Annotated in this window: 15 protein-coding genes and 1 riboswitch; of the genes, 4 read left to right on the top strand and 11 right to left on the bottom strand. The window is 72.8% G+C overall.

What is annotated here, in order from left to right; translation table 11 throughout:
- Window positions 1-22 precede the first annotated feature (22 nt).
- Both OG776_RS36425 and OG776_RS36420 read right to left on the bottom strand, forming a co-directional pair.
- A complete protein-coding gene (locus OG776_RS36425) occupies window positions 23-2,113 on the bottom strand; it encodes a glycosyl hydrolase family 28-related protein (protein ID WP_148011875.1) in 2,091 nt (696 codons plus the stop codon).
- Window positions 2,114-2,752: 639 nt separating this feature from the next.
- Entirely contained in the window at window positions 2,753-3,115 is a 363-nt protein-coding gene (locus tag OG776_RS36420; RefSeq protein WP_148011900.1) for a (2Fe-2S) ferredoxin domain-containing protein, read from the bottom strand.
- 210 nt (window positions 3,116-3,325) lie between these two features.
- A riboswitch (cobalamin riboswitch) is annotated at window positions 3,326-3,514 on the bottom strand.
- Window positions 3,515-3,818: 304 nt separating this feature from the next.
- Between OG776_RS36420 and OG776_RS36415 the strand changes: the two genes are divergently transcribed.
- Window positions 3,819-4,211 carry a helix-turn-helix transcriptional regulator gene (locus OG776_RS36415; RefSeq protein ID WP_261994801.1) on the top strand — a complete coding sequence of 131 codons (393 nt, stop codon included), beginning with the start codon at window positions 3,819-3,821 and terminating at the stop codon, window positions 4,209-4,211.
- A gap of 19 nt (window positions 4,212-4,230) precedes the next feature.
- On the opposite strand, the gene OG776_RS36410 is transcribed toward OG776_RS36415, so the two are convergent.
- Window positions 4,231-4,863, bottom strand: a complete 633-nt coding sequence (locus tag OG776_RS36410) for a VOC family protein (protein ID WP_148011876.1) — start codon at window positions 4,861-4,863, stop codon at window positions 4,231-4,233.
- A 100-nt stretch (window positions 4,864-4,963) separates the two neighbouring features.
- Window positions 4,964-5,590, bottom strand: a complete 627-nt coding sequence (locus OG776_RS36405; RefSeq protein WP_148011877.1) for a GNAT family N-acetyltransferase — start codon at window positions 5,588-5,590, stop codon at window positions 4,964-4,966.
- A 307-nt stretch (window positions 5,591-5,897) separates the two neighbouring features.
- On the opposite strand from OG776_RS36405, the gene OG776_RS36400 reads away from it, so the two are divergent.
- Complete coding sequence (locus OG776_RS36400; RefSeq protein ID WP_329323195.1) at window positions 5,898-6,911, top strand: CHRD domain-containing protein; 1,014 nt, start codon at window positions 5,898-5,900, stop codon at window positions 6,909-6,911.
- 278 nt (window positions 6,912-7,189) lie between these two features.
- Entirely contained in the window at window positions 7,190-7,993 is an 804-nt protein-coding gene (locus OG776_RS36395) for an SDR family oxidoreductase (RefSeq protein WP_148011450.1), read from the top strand.
- Between the two features lie 278 nt (window positions 7,994-8,271).
- On the opposite strand, the gene OG776_RS36390 is transcribed toward OG776_RS36395, so the two are convergent.
- Window positions 8,272-9,105: a PIG-L family deacetylase gene (locus OG776_RS36390; RefSeq protein ID WP_148011451.1), complete on the bottom strand. Its 834-nt coding sequence runs from the start codon at window positions 9,103-9,105 to the stop codon at window positions 8,272-8,274.
- A 297-nt stretch (window positions 9,106-9,402) separates the two neighbouring features.
- The gene (locus OG776_RS36385) at window positions 9,403-10,083 is read right to left on the bottom strand and encodes a TetR/AcrR family transcriptional regulator (protein WP_148011452.1); all 681 of its coding nucleotides are present in this window, start codon (window positions 10,081-10,083) and stop codon (window positions 9,403-9,405) included.
- Window positions 10,084-10,153: 70 nt separating this feature from the next.
- On the opposite strand from OG776_RS36385, the gene OG776_RS36380 reads away from it, so the two are divergent.
- Window positions 10,154-11,263 (top strand): FAD-dependent oxidoreductase, encoded by a 1,110-nt coding sequence (locus OG776_RS36380; RefSeq protein ID WP_148011453.1) that lies wholly within the window; start codon window positions 10,154-10,156, stop codon window positions 11,261-11,263.
- A 47-nt stretch (window positions 11,264-11,310) separates the two neighbouring features.
- Here OG776_RS36380 and OG776_RS36375 read toward each other — a convergent pair whose 3' ends face one another.
- The 5 genes from OG776_RS36375 to OG776_RS36355 form a co-directional block, all read right to left on the bottom strand.
- Window positions 11,311-11,976, bottom strand: a complete 666-nt coding sequence (locus tag OG776_RS36375; protein ID WP_148011454.1) for a hypothetical protein — start codon at window positions 11,974-11,976, stop codon at window positions 11,311-11,313.
- 149 nt (window positions 11,977-12,125) lie between these two features.
- The gene (locus OG776_RS36370) at window positions 12,126-13,691 is read right to left on the bottom strand and encodes a carboxylesterase/lipase family protein (protein ID WP_148011455.1); all 1,566 of its coding nucleotides are present in this window, start codon (window positions 13,689-13,691) and stop codon (window positions 12,126-12,128) included.
- A gap of 353 nt (window positions 13,692-14,044) precedes the next feature.
- A complete protein-coding gene (locus tag OG776_RS36365) occupies window positions 14,045-14,680 on the bottom strand; it encodes a GPP34 family phosphoprotein (protein ID WP_148011456.1) in 636 nt (211 codons plus the stop codon).
- Window positions 14,681-14,795: 115 nt separating this feature from the next.
- Window positions 14,796-15,455, bottom strand: coding sequence for a response regulator (locus OG776_RS36360; protein WP_148011457.1), 660 nt, complete (start codon window positions 15,453-15,455; stop codon window positions 14,796-14,798).
- Window positions 15,452-16,621 carry a sensor histidine kinase gene (locus tag OG776_RS36355; protein ID WP_187285781.1) on the bottom strand — a complete coding sequence of 390 codons (1,170 nt, stop codon included), beginning with the start codon at window positions 16,619-16,621 and terminating at the stop codon, window positions 15,452-15,454. Before OG776_RS36355 ends, OG776_RS36360 begins: the two co-directional genes overlap by 4 nt.
- Window positions 16,622-16,648 lie beyond the last annotated feature (27 nt).

Below are 16,648 nucleotides of genomic sequence, written 5' to 3'. Positions count from 1 at the left end.
GGGTCCGCCCGGGCCCCGTCCGTCACCAGGCCGCCGGGGCCGGCGGCGGTACCACCGGGGGCCGGTCGTCGCAGGTGATGGTGTTCGGCAGTTCCCAGGACGCCATCCAGGCGCCCGTCGTGCCGCCCCCGTCGTTGCCGCCGAGGTCCTGCACCGCGAACTCGGCGCCTGTGGCGGGGAAGTTGAACGATCCGCAGTTGTTGATGCCGACCGCGCCGACGTTGCGGGCGTCCACGTTCTCGAAGGAAGCCGAGCCGGCGGAGCGGGCGCTGAGCACCGACGTGCCGGTGCCGTCGATGCGGATGTCCTTGAAGTGGACGCCCCGGATCGCGTACTTGTCCTTCACCGGGAAATCGGAGACCAGCATGACCGCGTTGTAGGTGGTGTCGAGGAAGTGGTCACCGGTGACCTGGATGTCGGCGTCGATGTCACGCTCCAGCGCGTAGAACCAGATCGCGCCGAGCCCGATCTTCCAGTTCAGCTCGAACGGCCCCGAGCGGACCGTGGTGTTGTCCGTGATCCACAGGTGCCCGGCGAACGGCTCGGCGCCGAAGCGGGAGCCGACCTGGATCGCGCTGCCCTCCCTGATGGGATCGGCGATCAGGTTCTCGGTGACCTTGTTGTCCGAACCCCCGTAGAGCGCGATGCCGTTGGCGATGACGGGGGTCTGCACGGTGTTGTGGGAGAAGACGTTGCGCGAATTGCCGGTCTTCTCCGACCACATGGCCAGACCGTCGTCACCGGTGTTGCGGACGAAGGTGTCCGAGACGGTGGAATCGGTCACGCCGGTGTGGAAGTTGAGGCCGTCGGCGATCTGGTCGGCGATCACGTTGCGGGTGACGCGCAGGCGCGTCATCGGTCCGTCGAACCACATACCGACCTTGGTGTGATGCAGGTAGAGTCCGTCGATCGTCGAGTCGCTCAGCGCCCCGCCGACGGCGTTGACCTGATCGGTGTCGACGCGCTCGCGGACGTCGCCCTCGACGGCGAACCCGGACAGGTGGACGTCGTGACTGCCGCCGTCCGCCGCGTCCTTGCCGTAGAAACCGACACCGGTGTGGACGGAGCCGTCGGGGGCCGGGGTATCGAGGGTGACCTGGTGCCCCCTGACCACCGTGTACCAGCTGCCCGCTCCGACGATCGTCACGTCGTCCACGACGATGTGACGGTTCACCTGGTAGGTGCCCGGCGGCAGGTACACCTTGAGGTGCCGCTTCTTCGCGTAGGCGACCGCCCGGTCGAACGCGTCGCCCGCGTCGCGCCGGCCGGTGGGGTCGGCGCCGAACGCGAGGACGTTCGCCGCGCGCGCCTCGACGTGCGGCGCGCCGACGAGTTGGGTGTCGAGCAGGTCGATCACGGTCCAGGCGGCGGCGCCGCCCTTGGGCGCGGTGAGGCGGACGGTGTCCCCCGCCGCGTACCGCTTGCCGAGCAACAGCCGCTGCTCGTCGTAGAAGTGGCTGGGCCGGAACGGTTTGTCGACGGTGGGTGCCGGAGTGGTGGAGGCCGGCACGCAGCCGCACTCGGTGATCCACCAGTCCGGGTGCAGCAGGTCGGCCCGGGGGTCGTTGGTGAACGGGTACTGGTTGTAGAGCCACGAGTAGCGCGAGGTGAGCGTCATCGTGGAGCGGTGCCTGCCGTCGACGGAGACGTCCAGGGGCGCGGTGATGCCGCCGCCTTCGGGGGCGTCGGGGATGCTGTAGCGCACGGTCAGGGCGTTGGCGGCGCGCGGCAGCGTGAACTCGACGTACTGGCCCGGCTTCAGGCGTACGGCGGTCCGGCCGGAGGCTTCCGAGGGCAGGGTGTAGGCGGTGCGGTCGGGCCCTATGACGGTGCCGTCGGTCGCCGCGTTCTCCGCCTCCTGTTCGGCGAAGTCCACGGCCGCGCCGCGCCCCGCCACCAGCGCCGGGTCGAGCGCGGCCCGGGTGACCACCGGGGTTCCCCCGCCACCGCCGTGCCCGCCGGACCCGGGCGCCGCGAGCGCCGCCGGGACCGGTGCGGTGAGTGTGAGCACGAGTCCGGCGGCCGCCGCCGTCACCACCGTGGCGATCCTGGCCGGTCTCCGTGGCCGGCTGCGGACCCGCTCCGCCGCCGCGCGCGTGCTGTACCGCGACATCAGATTCTCGTTTCTCTCGGAACGGACGAACGAGGACGGATGGGGGGTGAGCACGGTCGAGCGGGGGTCGGGCGGAGCCGGGCCGACGGAGCGGGCGAGGACGCTGGGTCCGCTCTGCGGGCCGAAGGGGGAGGAGCGGACCGTGCCGGTGCGGTGACAGTAGGGCGTCCGCGGGCGCCCGGACAAGACACCGGACGCGTCTTTCCAACTTCCCGTAGGAATCCTGCGTTGTTTCATCGATTTCTTGCAGTACCCGAGCCACCGGGGACACTCTCGGAGGTCCATCGGGGACACTCACGGAGGAGGACACGCGCGGGACGACGATGCCTCGCCGCGCTCGCCACCGCCGCGCGCGGAGAAGGTTCTCCCACTGCCGGGCGGCGATGGCCTCGCGGATGCCCACCCGAGGTTCAGCGTGAACGGGCGGTGGCCGACGCCGTTCCACGACCTCTCGGCGGCAGCAGCGGCCCACCCTGGTCGGGCGCCACCTGCCACGGGCCGGAGGAGAACGACAGCCGCCCGTCATACGGGAGTTCGATGTCGAGCCAGTCGCGCGGAAGTGCGGCGCAGTCGACCTCCATCGCGAGGGCCCGTGCGCCGGTCGCCGGGCCGACCGGCGACCGGAACACCGCGGAGCGCTCAGGCGCCGCCGAACCGCGGCCGGGGCACGGGGCGTCGCCGGGGCGGGGTGAAGGTGTACAGATCGAGGATGTCCGGGCACGGCGCGATCCCGGGTCCGCCGGCCCGCACCCAGGTGTTGATGTCCTCCGTCGCGTCACGGTCGTTGACCAGTCCGAGCCAGACCGGCCGCCCACCGGCCGCGCGCCCGGCCGAGGAGGGCTGCACGACGATCACATTGGCCTGATCGCACACGTCCAGACAGGTCGAGACCCTTACGGGAGCGGCCTCCGCGAGGCGCGACGTCTGCGCGCCGTGGTCGACGCCGGTCACCTTGGGACTGCCGCAACAGCAGTCCCGGCACACGACGATCCGGCACGGCACGGAGCCGACCGCGGCCGCCTCCGTCGTCGCCCGGTCCGCTGCTCCCCGGTCGGCTGTTCTCCCGTCCGCGGGACGCCGGTCCGCGGGCCCTTCGTCCGCGGACCCCTCCTCCGTGGATCCCGGTCCGGCCGGGGTGCCGACCGTCTCGTCAACTGGCCCGGTGGGCATGCCGGATCGTCCTCCTGCCCGGGGAAGTCCGCCCCGGTCCGTCGTCGAGGAGGCGACCGCGTGAGTCTCTGGCTCTCGGTTCGCCGCTCACCCGGGCCTTCGCACCCGTGGGGGGGCGGTGGCCTGTCGGGGATCGGGTCGCCGATCACAGTGGCGGGACCGCGCCGGATTCACACCGGCTTCCTCGTTCCGCCGTCGCCTTGTCGCCGCCCATCATCGCATCAGGGCGAAGCCGTCTTGCGTGGGGGAACGCGCCTGGCCCGGAGCCGTCGAAGCCCTGGTCTCGGGCCGGCTCGGCGCACCCCTCGGGCCGCTCGCGAGCGGCCTCCGTCCGCCGGCCGTCGACGGGCGGCGGACAGCGGACGGCGGGCCGAGGGATCAGCACATCAAACGAGGCGGCCGCGGGGTCGTGACCTCCCCGGTCCGCGCGCTCCCCGCCCCTCCGCGGTGGTGCCGGTCAGGCGGCGGGCAGGTCGGTCGCGGCCGAGGATTCCTTCTGCGTCTCCCGTTCGGCCAGGCGCTCGGTCAGGGCGTCGTGCAGGAACCTGTAGGAGTCGCTTCCCAGGACCCATCGGCTCGGGGCGGGGAAGAGCCCGTACCCGGCGTTGTTCACGGCGACGTCGATCCGGCCCAGGGTTCCGCGAACACCTGTTCCACCACCCGGCGAACCGCGGCCGAACTCCGCGCGGCGGGGGGAACGACGCCGCGGACCGAACCCGGTGCCGTCGACCGGCTCACTCCGCAGGAGTTCCAGATCGCCACACTGATCTCACAGGGCCTGACCAATCCGCAGATCGCGGACCAGCTCTTCCTGAGCCCGCGCACGATCGACTATCACCTGCACAAGGTGTTCGCGAAGCTGCACCTCACCTCGCGCACCCAGCTCGTCCGCGACGGACTGCCACACCTGGCGGACCCCGCCTCCTGACCCGTGCCCCTCCGCCGGCTCAAGCGGTGGCCGGCAGAGGGACGTCGGCTTCCCATACGAACCCGTCCGGGTCGGTGAACGGGCCGGTGGCGCCCGCGAGGACGATCCGGTGCGATCCGGTGCCGTCGGCGGGGACACCCGCGTCCTTGGCGAGAGCGCTGCGCTTGTACAGGGCCGGCTTGACGGAACCCGGCCCGGCGACGAACTCCACGTACTTGCCGCCGAAGCTCTTCCCGACGGTGAGGCCCCGCTCCACGTAGAACCGCTTGGCGGCCTTGACGTCCTCGACGCCCAGCAGGAGGACGAGTTCGTCGAAGGCGCGGGTGACCGGGCCCGTGTCCTTCTTCGCCGACGTCGCGATCTTCCAGATCGTGCCGTCCGGGGCCTGGACGACGCCGCCGTAGCCCCACAGCGACTTCGCGGTGGGCTTCAGGGCGGTGGCGCCCGCTTCCAGGGCCGCGTCGACCAGGGCGTCGACGTTGCCCGGCTGGGACACCACCAGGGACAGGGTGAACCCGCGGAACCCCGTCGTGGGTGACTGCGAGTCACGCAGGCGCACCTGCGACGGCTCCAGTCCGAAGGCGGTGGAGTAGAAGCGGGCGGCGGCCGTGGTGTCGGCCACCTCGAGGGTCACGGAATCGATGGACTTCATGACCTCGACGGTAGGGGCCGCCGGGCCACCGGCGCTTCTCGAAAACTGCCCGGTCCTGGATCCGGCCGTTCGGGCCCGCTCTCTCCCCCGCCGCCGGTGGTCAGCCGTGCCGGCGGAGGTCCAGCATGAAGAAGACCTTGTCGTAGCGGTGTTCACCGACCGCGACGAAGCGGGGCAGACGGCCGTATTCGGTGAAGCCCAGCGAACGGTAGAGGTGCAGGGCTCCGGTGTTGTCGCCGCGGGCGTCCAGGGTGAGGACCTCGATGCCCGCCGCCCGGGCGTCGGCGACGAGCGCGGTGGTCAGTGCCCGGCCCACGCCCCGGCCGTGGGCGGCTGCGTCCACCGCGATCTTCTCCAGGTCGGCGTGCGGCCGGTGGGTCGGCCGGGCGTAGCGGAGCCAGTACCCCAGCCCGACGAGCCGGCGGCCGAGGTACGCGGCTCGCAGGGCGGCGTCCCCGTTCCGCGCCGCGGTCATGACGTGTCCCAGCAGCTCCGCCACCTCGTCCGGCGACGGCGGTTCGACCCAGCCCAGCGCGGCACCTCCGGCGACCAGGTCCGCCAGGATCCGGTGGGCCGACTCCGCGAACCCGGCCGCGCGTTCCGGATCGGCGGCCAGTTCCCTGGCGTCCCGGATGACGGGCTCGGTGTGCGCACCGCCGGTTTGCTCACCGCCGGTGTGCTCATCGCCGTCGCCGGTGTGCTCACCGCTTGTCAGGGCCGCGTCCATGGCGAAAGCCTAACCAGTCCGACGTCCGGCCCCGATCCCGCGCTCGACCGGAGCGCACGGTCCACGTCCGTCGCCCGCCCCCGCGTTCCCGGCCGGGCGGGCAGGCGGGCCGTCCGTCCTCGTGGCGTGGCTGTCCGGGCACGGGAACCCGGGCGGATGTCAAGATCGTGTCCGCAGTGATCCCGTCTCTTCTCAGGCCTGTCTCAGGACTGTCATCGGCTGAGGAAGCGGCGCGGGTGCCCCGTGATGAAGGGAGAACGACCGCGGATCCTCCGCGGATCGGCTATCACGGGGAGAACGACCCAGCATGTTGAAGCGTTTCGCCACCATCGCGATGACCGCCGTCACCGGCACCCTGCTGCTGACCGCCTGCAACGGCGAGGACGGCGCCGCCGACGCGAACGTCGGCCACCCCGCCGCGGGTTCGGCCCAGCACTCGGGTGCGGCACAGGCCGCGGGTGTCATCGGCCGCTACTCCAAGGACACTCCGGGGGCGAGGTACTTCACCTCGGTCCTGACGGGTGACAACGAGGTGCCGGTGAAGGGCAAGCCGGCCGTGGGTGACAAGGACGGCACCGCGCTGGCCCTCATGCGCATCCAGGGCGACGAGGTCTCCTTCGCCTTCGCCTGGACCGGCACCGCGACCCCGACCATGGCCCACCTCCACCAGGGAGCACGCGGTACCAACGGAGACATCAAGATCCCGTTCTTCATGGAGAAGCTCAAGGACGGCGGCCCGTTCGTGTTCGGCAGCGTGAAGATCACCGACGCGCGGCTGCTGAACACCATCAAGGCCCACCCCGACCAGTTCTACTTCAACCTCCACACCGGCGAGTTCCCCGGCGGCGCGGTCCGCGGCCAGGCGATCGCCCTGCCCGGAGCCGTCTCGCTGCCCGACGCCATCCGCCACTCCGCGCTCGCGGGCGTGGTCAAGGGAGCGCAGGTCTACGCCTGCACGAAGCAGGACGACGGCACCTACGCCTTCACCCAGGACAACGTCGACGCCACCCTCCAGGGCCACATCCAGCACAGCTTCGCCCAGCACGGCCCCGCCGGCCCCCCGCAGTGGATCGCACCCGACCACTCCTCGGTGACCGGAACCGTCCTCAACAAGTTCGACAACGGCCCCGGCAACATCCCCCAACTCCTCCTCCGCGCCCACCAGACCGGCAAGAACGAGGGACTCCTCGCCAAGACCACCACCGTCCTGCGTCTCAACACCCACGGCGGCGTCGCCCCCACCGGCACCTGCAACCCCACCACCCACCGCACTGCCCGCGTCCCCTACACCGCCGACTACCTCTTCCTCGCCACCAAGTAAGGACATCCCACCCGTCTCCGCCCCCGCCGAGGTGGCGATGCGCGTCCCCCAGGGGCCCGCGTCGTCACCCGGGCGGGGCGGTCCGGGGCCGCGGGGCCCGGCCATGCGCGGCCCGGCCGGAGGAATCCGCCCGGCGGACACCGGCGTTGTCCTCGGGTGGTCCTCGCGTGCTCGCCGCACGGAGGGCCGGATGTGCGGGCGGTTCCCTCCCGTCGTCCTCCGTGGCGTCGCGGGAAGTCCGTTGACGTCACAGCGCCGTTGGTGAACCATTCCGGACCGTGACGACACACAGCGATCAGGACCGGCCGGCGCGGGACCGGGACCGTACGGGCGACCGTCCGCTCGCCCTGATCACCGGGGTGGGCCGCACGGCCGGGATCGGCGCGGGCATCGCCGGTCGGCTGGCCGCGTCGGGCTGGGACATCGCCTTCACCTACTGGACCCCCTACGACGACCGGATGAGCTGGGGCAGCGAGCCCGGCGCGGCCGACGTGATCAGCCGTACCCTCATCGGGCACGGCGCGGCCGTCACCGCGGTCGAGGCGGATCTCGCCGACCCGGACACCCCGGCACGCGTCTTCGACGAGGTCGAGGAACGATCGGGCCGTGTCACCGCGCTGGTGATGAGCCACTGCGAGTCCGTCGACTCCGGGCTGCTGGACACCACCGTGGAGAGTTTCGACCGGCACTTCGCCGTCAACGCGCGCGCCACCTGGCTGCTCATCCGCGAGTTCGGACGCCGCTTCTCCGCGGAACGGGGAACCGGCCGGATCGTCGGCCTCACCAGTGATCACACGGTCGGCAACCTGCCCTACGGGGCGAGCAAGGGCGCCCTGGACCGCATCGTCCTGGCCGCCGCCCAGGAGTTCGCCCACCTCGGCGTGACCTCCAACGTGATCAATCCCGGACCGGTCGACACCGGGTGGATGTCCGCGGAGGACCGCGAGCACTGCCTGCGCGGCACCCCGGCCGGCCGGCTGGGCACTCCGCGGGACACCGGCCGCCTCGTGGACTTCCTGTGCTCAGGGGACGGCGAGTGGATCAACGGTCAGCTGCTGATGAGCAACGGCGGCTTCGCGTGACCGCTCCGCCGTCCGACGGCCAGGCGACAGCCGCTTGCGGGCGCCGAACGGCAAGGGACCCGCGACAGTTCGGACTCGCGCGCGGCCGGGCATCCGGCGCTCCGGCGCCTTGATCCGACGGCCGTGGCCCTCGCGCCGGGACGGTTCGTCCCCTCCTCGGCTCCGGCAGCCGCCTCCGACCTGTGGCGACGCACAACGGTGCCGGCCTCCCCCGTCGCCGTGTCGGTGCGGGGCCGGGGCGGCCGAAAAGACCTCCCCGGCCCAGGTCGGACGGGGGATCAGCGCAGTCCGGCGAAGAGGTCGTTCTCCGGCACGGCGGCTCCGGTGGTGTCCCTGACCCGGACGAAGGTCTCCATGCCCATCAGGTCGCCGAACCTCTCCTTGCCCATCTTGAGGAAGAAGATGTTCTCGCCCTGGCTGGCGTGCGCGGCCAGGGCGTCGAACTTCTGGCCGCTGAACGCGGTGGTGTCCACCCAGGTGGTGATCTCGTCGTCGGGCAGACCGATCTCGGCGATCGCGGCGGCCTCGGCGGAATCCGGCTCCGGCATCTCCGCACCGAACTCGCGCATGACCTCACCGAACCGCGCCATCGTCGCGCGGGGCATCGCCGTCCAGTAGACCTTCGGTGTCAGGTCCGTCATCTCGATCGCCGCCATGGTGATGCGGTGGGCCTGGATGTGGTCGGGGTGGCCGTAGAAGCCGTTCTCGTCGTAGGTGACCACCACGTCGGGGCGGTAGTGCCGGATGAGTTCCGCGAGCCGGGCGGCGCCCTCGGCCACGGGGGTCCGCCAGAAGGAGCCGGGTGCATCGTTGCTCGGCCAGCCCATCATTCCGGAGTCGGCGTAGTCCAGCATCTCCAGATCGCTGATCTTCAGGACCTCGCAGCTCGCCTCCAGTTCCTGACGGCGCATCAGGGCGACGGCCGCCGGATCGTGCCCGGGTCCGCCCGGCTTGACGCCCCCCGGTCCGTCACCGCAGCCGCCGTCGGTACAGGTCACCAGGACCGTACGGACGCCTTCCGCCGCGTACCGCGCGAGGACCCCTCCGGTTCCCGTGGCCTCGTCGTCGGGGTGGGCGTGCACTGCCATGAGTGTCAAGGGCCGGTCAGCCATGAAGAACAGTCCTCCTGCAGATATGTGTCTCGGTCCGGCTGCGCGGCGGGTGTACCGCGATCCTGAGGTCCGGATTCCGGTGGGGGGCGGACGACCCCGCGGTCTTCGTGTCCATCCGCCCGGGTGGTGCCGGTCCCCGGTACATCCAACCGTGCGGACCTTGCCCGCTGTTCCCGGTACGGGCCCGCGGCCTCGCGGGCCGGTGGACGTCGGCGTCTCAAGACCGACCGGACCGGCCTGGTGGGCCGGTCGCGCCCCGGGGCGTGGGCGGTACCGGTACGGCCGTCGGGCCGTGCCTCACCGCGCGATGCGTGCCTCGATGCCGTCGAGCAGGCAGTCGAGACCGAGCCGGAACGTGCGGTCGGCGTCCAGATGGGCGGCGTCGCGCACCACCCTGGCCAGCGCGGGGAAACGGCCGGTGGCGAAGGTGCGCTCCAGATAGGGCCCGAGCGCGACCTGCCACCGTCTCTCGTCCATTCCGGTGGCCCGCTCGGCTCGCCGCTCGGCGATCTCCCGGCGCACCGCTCCGATCGCGTAGGCGTTGACCGCGGCGACCACCGGCATGATGTCGTCCAGGTCCGCTCCGTCCAGCACGGCGACCACCGCGTCCCCGGTGGCCAGCGCCTGCGGCCCGAGCTGGGGACGGCCGCCCAGGAGATCGGCCAGCCATTCGTGCGCGTGCGCGGCACGCCGAGTGGACTCCGCGAGGGACCGGAGCACCTCCCGCCGGCCGTCGCCGGCCGGCCGGATCTCGGCGTGGACGGCGTCGACCATGAGGTCGAGCAACTCCTCCTTGCCTGCGATGTAGCCGTACAGCCGCATCGGCCGGACGTCCAGCGCGGTGGCGACCTTGCGCAGCGACACCGCCTCCAGGCCGTCCGCGTCCGCCAGCCGGATCGCCGCTCGCACGATCCGGTCCCGGCTCAACGGGGCCGGTACGGGCCGATCCGGCGGCTCCGGCCTCTCCCACACCAACATGCCGGTCACCATACATCGCATCGCTCGATACAGTGTATCGACCCATACGGTGTATCGAGGGGAAGTGGTCATGACCATCGCCATCGTCGGAGCCGGCCTCGGCGGCCTGGCTCTCGCCCGGGTGCTGCACGTGCACGGGATGGATTCCGTGGTGTACGAGCGGGAGTCGTCACGCGACGCGCGCGGCCAGGGCGGCATGCTCGACATCCACTCCGGCCAGCGGGCGCTGCGCGAGGCCGGACTGATCGACCGGTTCCACGCGATAGCCCGTGGTGAGGGCCAGGACATGCGCCTCCTGGAGCCGGACGGCACCTTGTTGCTCCAGGAGGACACACCCGACGACGCCCCGCTCGACCGGCCCGAGGTCGACCGCGCCGATCTCCGCGATCTGTTCCTGGACTCCCTCCCCGAGGGAGTGGTGCGCTGGGGGCACGCGTACCTGTCCGCGGCGGACGGCCTGCTGCGCTTCGCGGACGGCGGCAGCGCGCCGTACGACCTGCTGGTCGGCGCGGACGGCGCGCAGTCCCGGGTCCGCGCGCTGCTCACCGACGCCCGTCCGACCCACATCGGCCAGAACATCGTCGAGGTCGGGATCCCCGACATCGACCGCACGCACCCCGACCTCGCGGCGATGGTCGGGCGCGGCAACTACTGGGTGCTCGGCGACGGACTGTCCCTGGCGGCACAGCGCAACGGCGACGGGCGCGTCCGTATCGGCCTCAGCTTCTACCACACCGACGAGGACTGGTTCGCCACCTGCGGGATCCCGTTCCACGACCCGGCCGCCGCCCGGGCGCGGCTGATCGACCTCCTCCCCGGCTGGGACTCCCGCTTCACCTCGCTGATCGCCGCCTGCGACGATCAGGTCGTGCCGCGGGCGATCACCTCCCTCCCGGTCGGGCTGACCTGGCCGTCGACTCCGGGCGTCACGTTGCTCGGCGATGCCGCGCACCTGATGCCACCGGTGGGGCAGGGCGCCAACATGGCGCTGCTCGACGGCGCCCTGCTCGGTCTCGCGCTGGCCGCGCACCCGGACCACATGCCCGCCGCCGTCGAGGAGTACGAACGCGAGATGTTCGCACGGTCCGGTGCGGCCGCCCGGATGTCCGCGGACCTGCATGAGCTGCTGACCTCACCGGACGCCGCCCGGAAAATGCTCGCCTTCTTCCAGCCCGGCTGACGACGGGTGGTGAGGAGGAAGGGCGCCGTGTCGGCCGCGTCGGGGCGTCAGTACCGCGGCTCCGCCGGGCCGGCGGGCGTACGCCGTGTGGCACCGCGGTAGGTGGAGATGCCCAGGGCGAGCAGCCAGTAGCTGAAGACCGCTCCCATCAGGGCCGTGGTGCCCCAGCCGTTCGCCGCGTAGAAGTGCGCGGGAGTGTTTCCGAAGAACAGGGACGGCACGAAGGCCAGGTTGGCGGCCGCCAGGACGAAGGCGGAGCGTCCCGTCCAGCGCGGCAGTGCGTGGGTACGGGAGATCGCGAAGCCGATGGCGGTCAGGAAGAGCGCGAGCAGGAGCCGGCCGATCGACCCGTAGAGGACGTAGGTACCGCTGACCGTGACGGTCGGGTCGACCGGACGGTCGGCGGCGATGACCGCGCCGGCTTCCAGCCCGCTGGAGACCAGGGTGACCGTCGCGTAGACCAGTCCGGTGGCGAAGGCGAGCGTGCCGACCCATTCGTAGGCGGGGTTCGCCTGTGTGACCAGTTCGCGGAAGGCCATGGCGAAGACGATCAGGAACGCCAGCGCGAGGATGCCGATCAGTAACCTCGTGAGGACGTTCGCGTCGGGCGGCGAACCGGAGTAGACGAAATACAAGGGCACTTGGACGATGAAGGCGGCCGCGGTGGCGATGCCGGCGAGGCCCGTCAGCCGCCGGGCGAGCGTTTCCTGCATGAGGGTCTCCTCAGAGTTCGTACGGTGGGGTTCTCGTGGGTTCGGTGGTGGATCCGGCGCAGAGTTGACGGCGGGGCGCGAGGGGTTCGGCGCGAGGGGTCCTTGGGCCGGTTTCCGGGGCCGCCGGCGCACGGCCGACGTCTTCGTGGTCACCCGAGCGCGTCCCAGAACGCGCAGTGGTGGCGGGAGATCACGCTGTGGGTGGGAACGATGTGGTCCGGCGCCAGGGACAGCACCGCGCGGCGCGACCAGTGCGGCGAGGAAGGACCGTTCGGGTCGCCGGTCCGGGCGAAGCGCGTCCAGTAGTCGATCATGGTGTCGGCCAGCCGGTGCTGGGCCGCGGTCAGATCGCGGGAGCGGCCGCCGAGGTCGAACAGGTAGGGCAGTTCGGCCGCGTGGGGCGCGCCGAGCGGGAACGGGGGCGTGCCCGGGGTGAGCGGTGGCGCGTGCTCGTCGGCGAACTCGTAGCGCCAGACCGGGACTTCGGCTGCCAGCAGACGGCCGGCGGATGCCGTCGGGCAGGCGAAGTCCGCGTCTCCGATGACCGCGCCGAACACCGGGCCGCCGTCGGCGCGGTGCACCGGGTACTCACGCACGATCGCCTGCGCCTGCCCTGGGGCCGGGAAGAAGGCGGCCACGACCCCGGGCCAGGTGTCCGGGGTGACGGGGTTGCCCGCCTGGATGATTCCGGCGGCCCAGCCGTTGCCCTCGTCGTGGTTGTCGCCGATGAGTACCGGGACCCGGTGGAAGCGCCCCGCCGCGAGGGCCGCCGCCGGGTCGGCGGGCAGCAACGGGGTCTCGTGGGCGGGCTGTTGATCGGTGTCCTGGGCCGCGAGCAGGCGGGAGACGGGTACCCGGCGCAGGCACGCCGGAACATCGGGGGCGGCACCGCAGCCGACCCCGGCCGCGAACTCGGCCCCCTCTCCGCGGGCCGTCGCCAGTGCGACGGAGGACGGTGCGAACGGCCTGTCGCCGCGGCCCGTGCAGGGACCGCTCTCGATGACGGCCCGCTCGAAGAGCCCGGTGGCGGTGGGTGAGGCGAGCTGGGCGCAGACGCTGTAGCCGCCCGCCGACTCTCCCGCCAGTGTCACGTCGTGCGGATCACCGCCGAAGGCGCCGATCTCGGCGCGCACCCAGCGCAGTGCCGCCTGCTGGTCGGCCAGTCCGAAGGTGCCGGAGCCGGGCAGCCCGCGGTGCGCGAGGAAACCGAGGGCTCCGAGGCGGTAGTCGACGGTGACGACCACGACGTCACCCCGGACGGCCAGGCGATGGGCGTCGTACGAGCTTGCCGCCCCGGTGGTGAGGCCACCTCCGTGCAGCCACACGATCACCGGCCGGGGGCGTGCCCCTCCCGCGCCCTCCGGCCTGGTGACGTTCAGATGGAGGCAGTCCTCGTCGGTGCTGCCGCCCGGTACCTCGCCGGCCGGCTGCGGGCACGCGCTCGTGGGCCGGGTCGCGTCCCGCACCCCGGACCAGGGTGCCGCGGGGCGGGGCGGCTTCCAGCGCAGCCCGCCGACGGGAGGTGCCGCGTAGGGGATGCCCTCGAAGGTGAGGTAGCCGTCGTGGGCGGCGCCCCGCACCGCACCCTCGTGGGTGCGTACGGTCGCGGTGGTGTCCTGCCGGACGGGCTTCGGGGGCCGCGCCGTGGTCCAGGCCGTCGCCGTCACGGCGAGCAGGGCGCAGCACAGGGTGGTCAGAAGGCGGTGTCCGCTCATCGTTCCTCGGATCGTGGTCGTGCGGGCGCGTCGCCCGCGTCCGCGTGGTCGGCTCTCCCTGGTCGGGGTCCGCGGCGTCGGTAGGGAACCGCGCTCCGTCGTACGAGGCCGGGTCACCGTCTCGGCCGCGGGCGCCGCCGTCCGCCCGGTCAGCGGTCGTTGGTCCACCGGTCCCCGCAGCACGGGCAGCGGGTACGGCTTGGGTACTGCTCCATCGCGCGGGTGGCGGTGCGGCTCCGCCGGGTGGGCGGAGGACAGGGCGGGCCGTGCGGGGCCGCCGTCGGAGGCCGCGGCCCGTCCCGCCGGCCGGGAAGGCCCGGGCGCGGAAGGACAGGAACCGGCTTCCCGTCCGGTCAGCCGCCGCCCATGCCGCCCTGAGCGGCGATCATGGTCGTCGGCAGGGCGCGTACGGCTTTCTCCAGACCGGGCGCGAGGGTGCCCAGCCGCCCCGTGCAGGCGTCGATCCGGGTCCGGAACGTCTTCTCGTCCTGACGGGAGAGGACCGAGCGGACACCGCCCGCCGCGGCGAGCGCGAGCAGCGCGGCGTCGGCGACGGGGATCTCCCGCACGTCACCCTCTCCGCGCAGCACGGCGGTCGCGCGGGCGCGGACGGCGGCAGGCGCGGCGCGGTCGGTCGGGGTCAGGCGCCGTGAGCCGAAATGTGTACGGGGCTCCCGCACGGTGAGGAGTCCCGCACGCGCGAGCAGGTCCTCCACCTCGGTCAGGGTCCGTCGGCGACGGCGGCGCACGAGCTGCTTCCAGCCGTGCCCGGCGGCGTCGCGCAGCGCGGCGTCCAGGACGGTGTTGCCGGTCGGTTCCGTGCCGGACACGGTGACGGTGCCGCCGTCCTCCCCCAGCCGGCCGCGCGACGCGAGGTCGATCAGAGTGGCGGCGCGGACCAGCAGTCCGGTCCGGGCGCGGTCGTACGGGCCCTGGGCCGCGTCGTCGTAGGCGAGCAGGTACACGAGGCTGGGCAGGTCGTCGGTCACACGTCGACGCTAGGGCCGGTCACCCCGGCCGGGGATCGGCCGGTGGGACGGGCTGCCGCTGGGAACCCGGTAGGGGTCCCGGCCCGGCCTCCTCCTGGAGGAGGAGGCGCCGTCTTCAGGGGCGGTGGGGTCGCACGAGGCCGTGGTCGTAGGCGGCGACGACGGCCTGGACGCGGTCGCGCAGGCCGAGCTTGCGCAGCACCGCGGTGACATGGTTCTTCACGGTGGCCTCCGAGAGGCACAGCCGCACGGCGATCTCCGCGTTCGACAGCGCCTGCCCGATCAGGGTCAGCACCTCCCGCTCGCGACCGGAGAGGTCCGCGACGGGCGGCGGCGGCGCGGGGTCGGGCGTCGTCCGCAGGAACCGGTCGAGGACGCGGCTCAGCACGGCCGGTGCCAGCAGTGCGTCGCCCCGGGCGGTGACGCGGATCGCGTCGACGAGCTCGCCGGGGCGCATGTCCTTGAGCAGGAACCCGCTCGCCCCGGCCCGCAGGGCGGCGACCACGTGGGCATCGGCGTCCCAGGTGGTGAGGACGAGCACCCGGGCCGCACTGCCGCTCGCCGCGATGCGCCGGGTCGCCTCGATGCCGTCCAGGACCGGCATCCGTACGTCCATCAGCACGACGTCGGGCGCCAGTTCGCGGGTGAGCCGCACCGCTTCCCGGCCGTCGGCGGCCTCGCCGACCACCTCCAGGTCGTCCCTGGCGTCGATGATCATGCGAAATCCGGTCCGGACCAGGGTCTGGTCGTCGGCGACCACCACACGCAGCGTCATGACGCGCGCTCCACCGGCAGCCGCGCCGCCACCTCGAACCCGCCTCCGGGGAGCGCGCCGGCGTGCAGGCTGCCTCCCACGAGCCGGACCCGCTCCTCCATCCCCACAAGCCCGCGTCCCGCTCCCCGGACGCTCGGACCGCCGTACGTGCTAAGCCCGTTGTCGATCACCGTGACCTCCACGCACCCTCCGTCGGCGGTCACGCGCACCCTCACCTCGTCGGCGCCGACGGCGTGGCGCAGCGCGTTGGTGAGGGCCTCCTGGACGATCCGGTACGCGGCCAGATCGACCGCGGCCGGCAGACCGGCGGTGTCGCCCTCACGGTGCACCAGGACGGCCATGCCGGTCGCGCGCAGCGGATCCGCCAGTTCGTCCAGGCGCGCGAGCGAGGGCTCCGGCTCGCGGCGCCCTTCGGCCCGGATGACCTCGGCGTCGGGGCCGAACGCACGTAGCAGCAGCCGTAGTTCGCCCAGCGCGTCCCGGGCGCCCGTCTCGATGGCCCGCAGCGCCTGACGTGCCTGGTCGGGCCGCTTCGTGAACACGTCGTCGGCGGCGCCCGCCTGAATGACCATCACCGACAGGGTGTGCGCGACGACGTCGTGCACCTCGCGCGCGATCCGCGCACGCTCCTCCATGACGGCCCGGCGCGCCTCCGCCCTGGTGCGCGCCCACTGCGCCCTGCGCCACTGGCCCGCGGTCCACGCCAGCACCACCGACAGCAGACAGACCGTCGTCGCAGGGCCGCCGCCCGCCCCGAACGCCAGCGGCGCCGGCAGACACATGGCAGCGAGCGCGCGGACCGAGACCCGTCGCGGTCGGGTGGCCGACAGCACGCACAGCGTCGTCTGCGCGGCGAGCAGCGCTCCCGTCAGCGACACCGCGGGCAGCAACGCCCATACGACGAGCCCCGTCACCGCGTTCGCCGCCAGGACGAGGACCGGGGCGCGCAGCTGCCACCTCAGGGCGCAGACCTGTACGAGGACGAGGGCCAGGGCGACGGGCAGCCGCGGGCCGTGCTCCACGCCGACTACGACCACCGCGGTGCCGAGGACGGTGAGCACCACACCGGCGGTCCCCCACCACAGCGCACGGTCCGCCCGGGGCGACACCGTGCTCCACGCGTCCCCGACGAACACGTCGTCCGGCTCCCTGCGCCTGCGCTCCACGCCCTCACTCTATCGACGGGGAACGCG

This window comes from Streptomyces sp. NBC_01689, from assembly GCF_036250675.1.
Taxonomy (GTDB): Bacteria; Actinomycetota; Actinomycetes; order Streptomycetales; family Streptomycetaceae; genus Streptomyces.
This window is presented reverse-complemented; position numbering and strand designations above follow the sequence as displayed.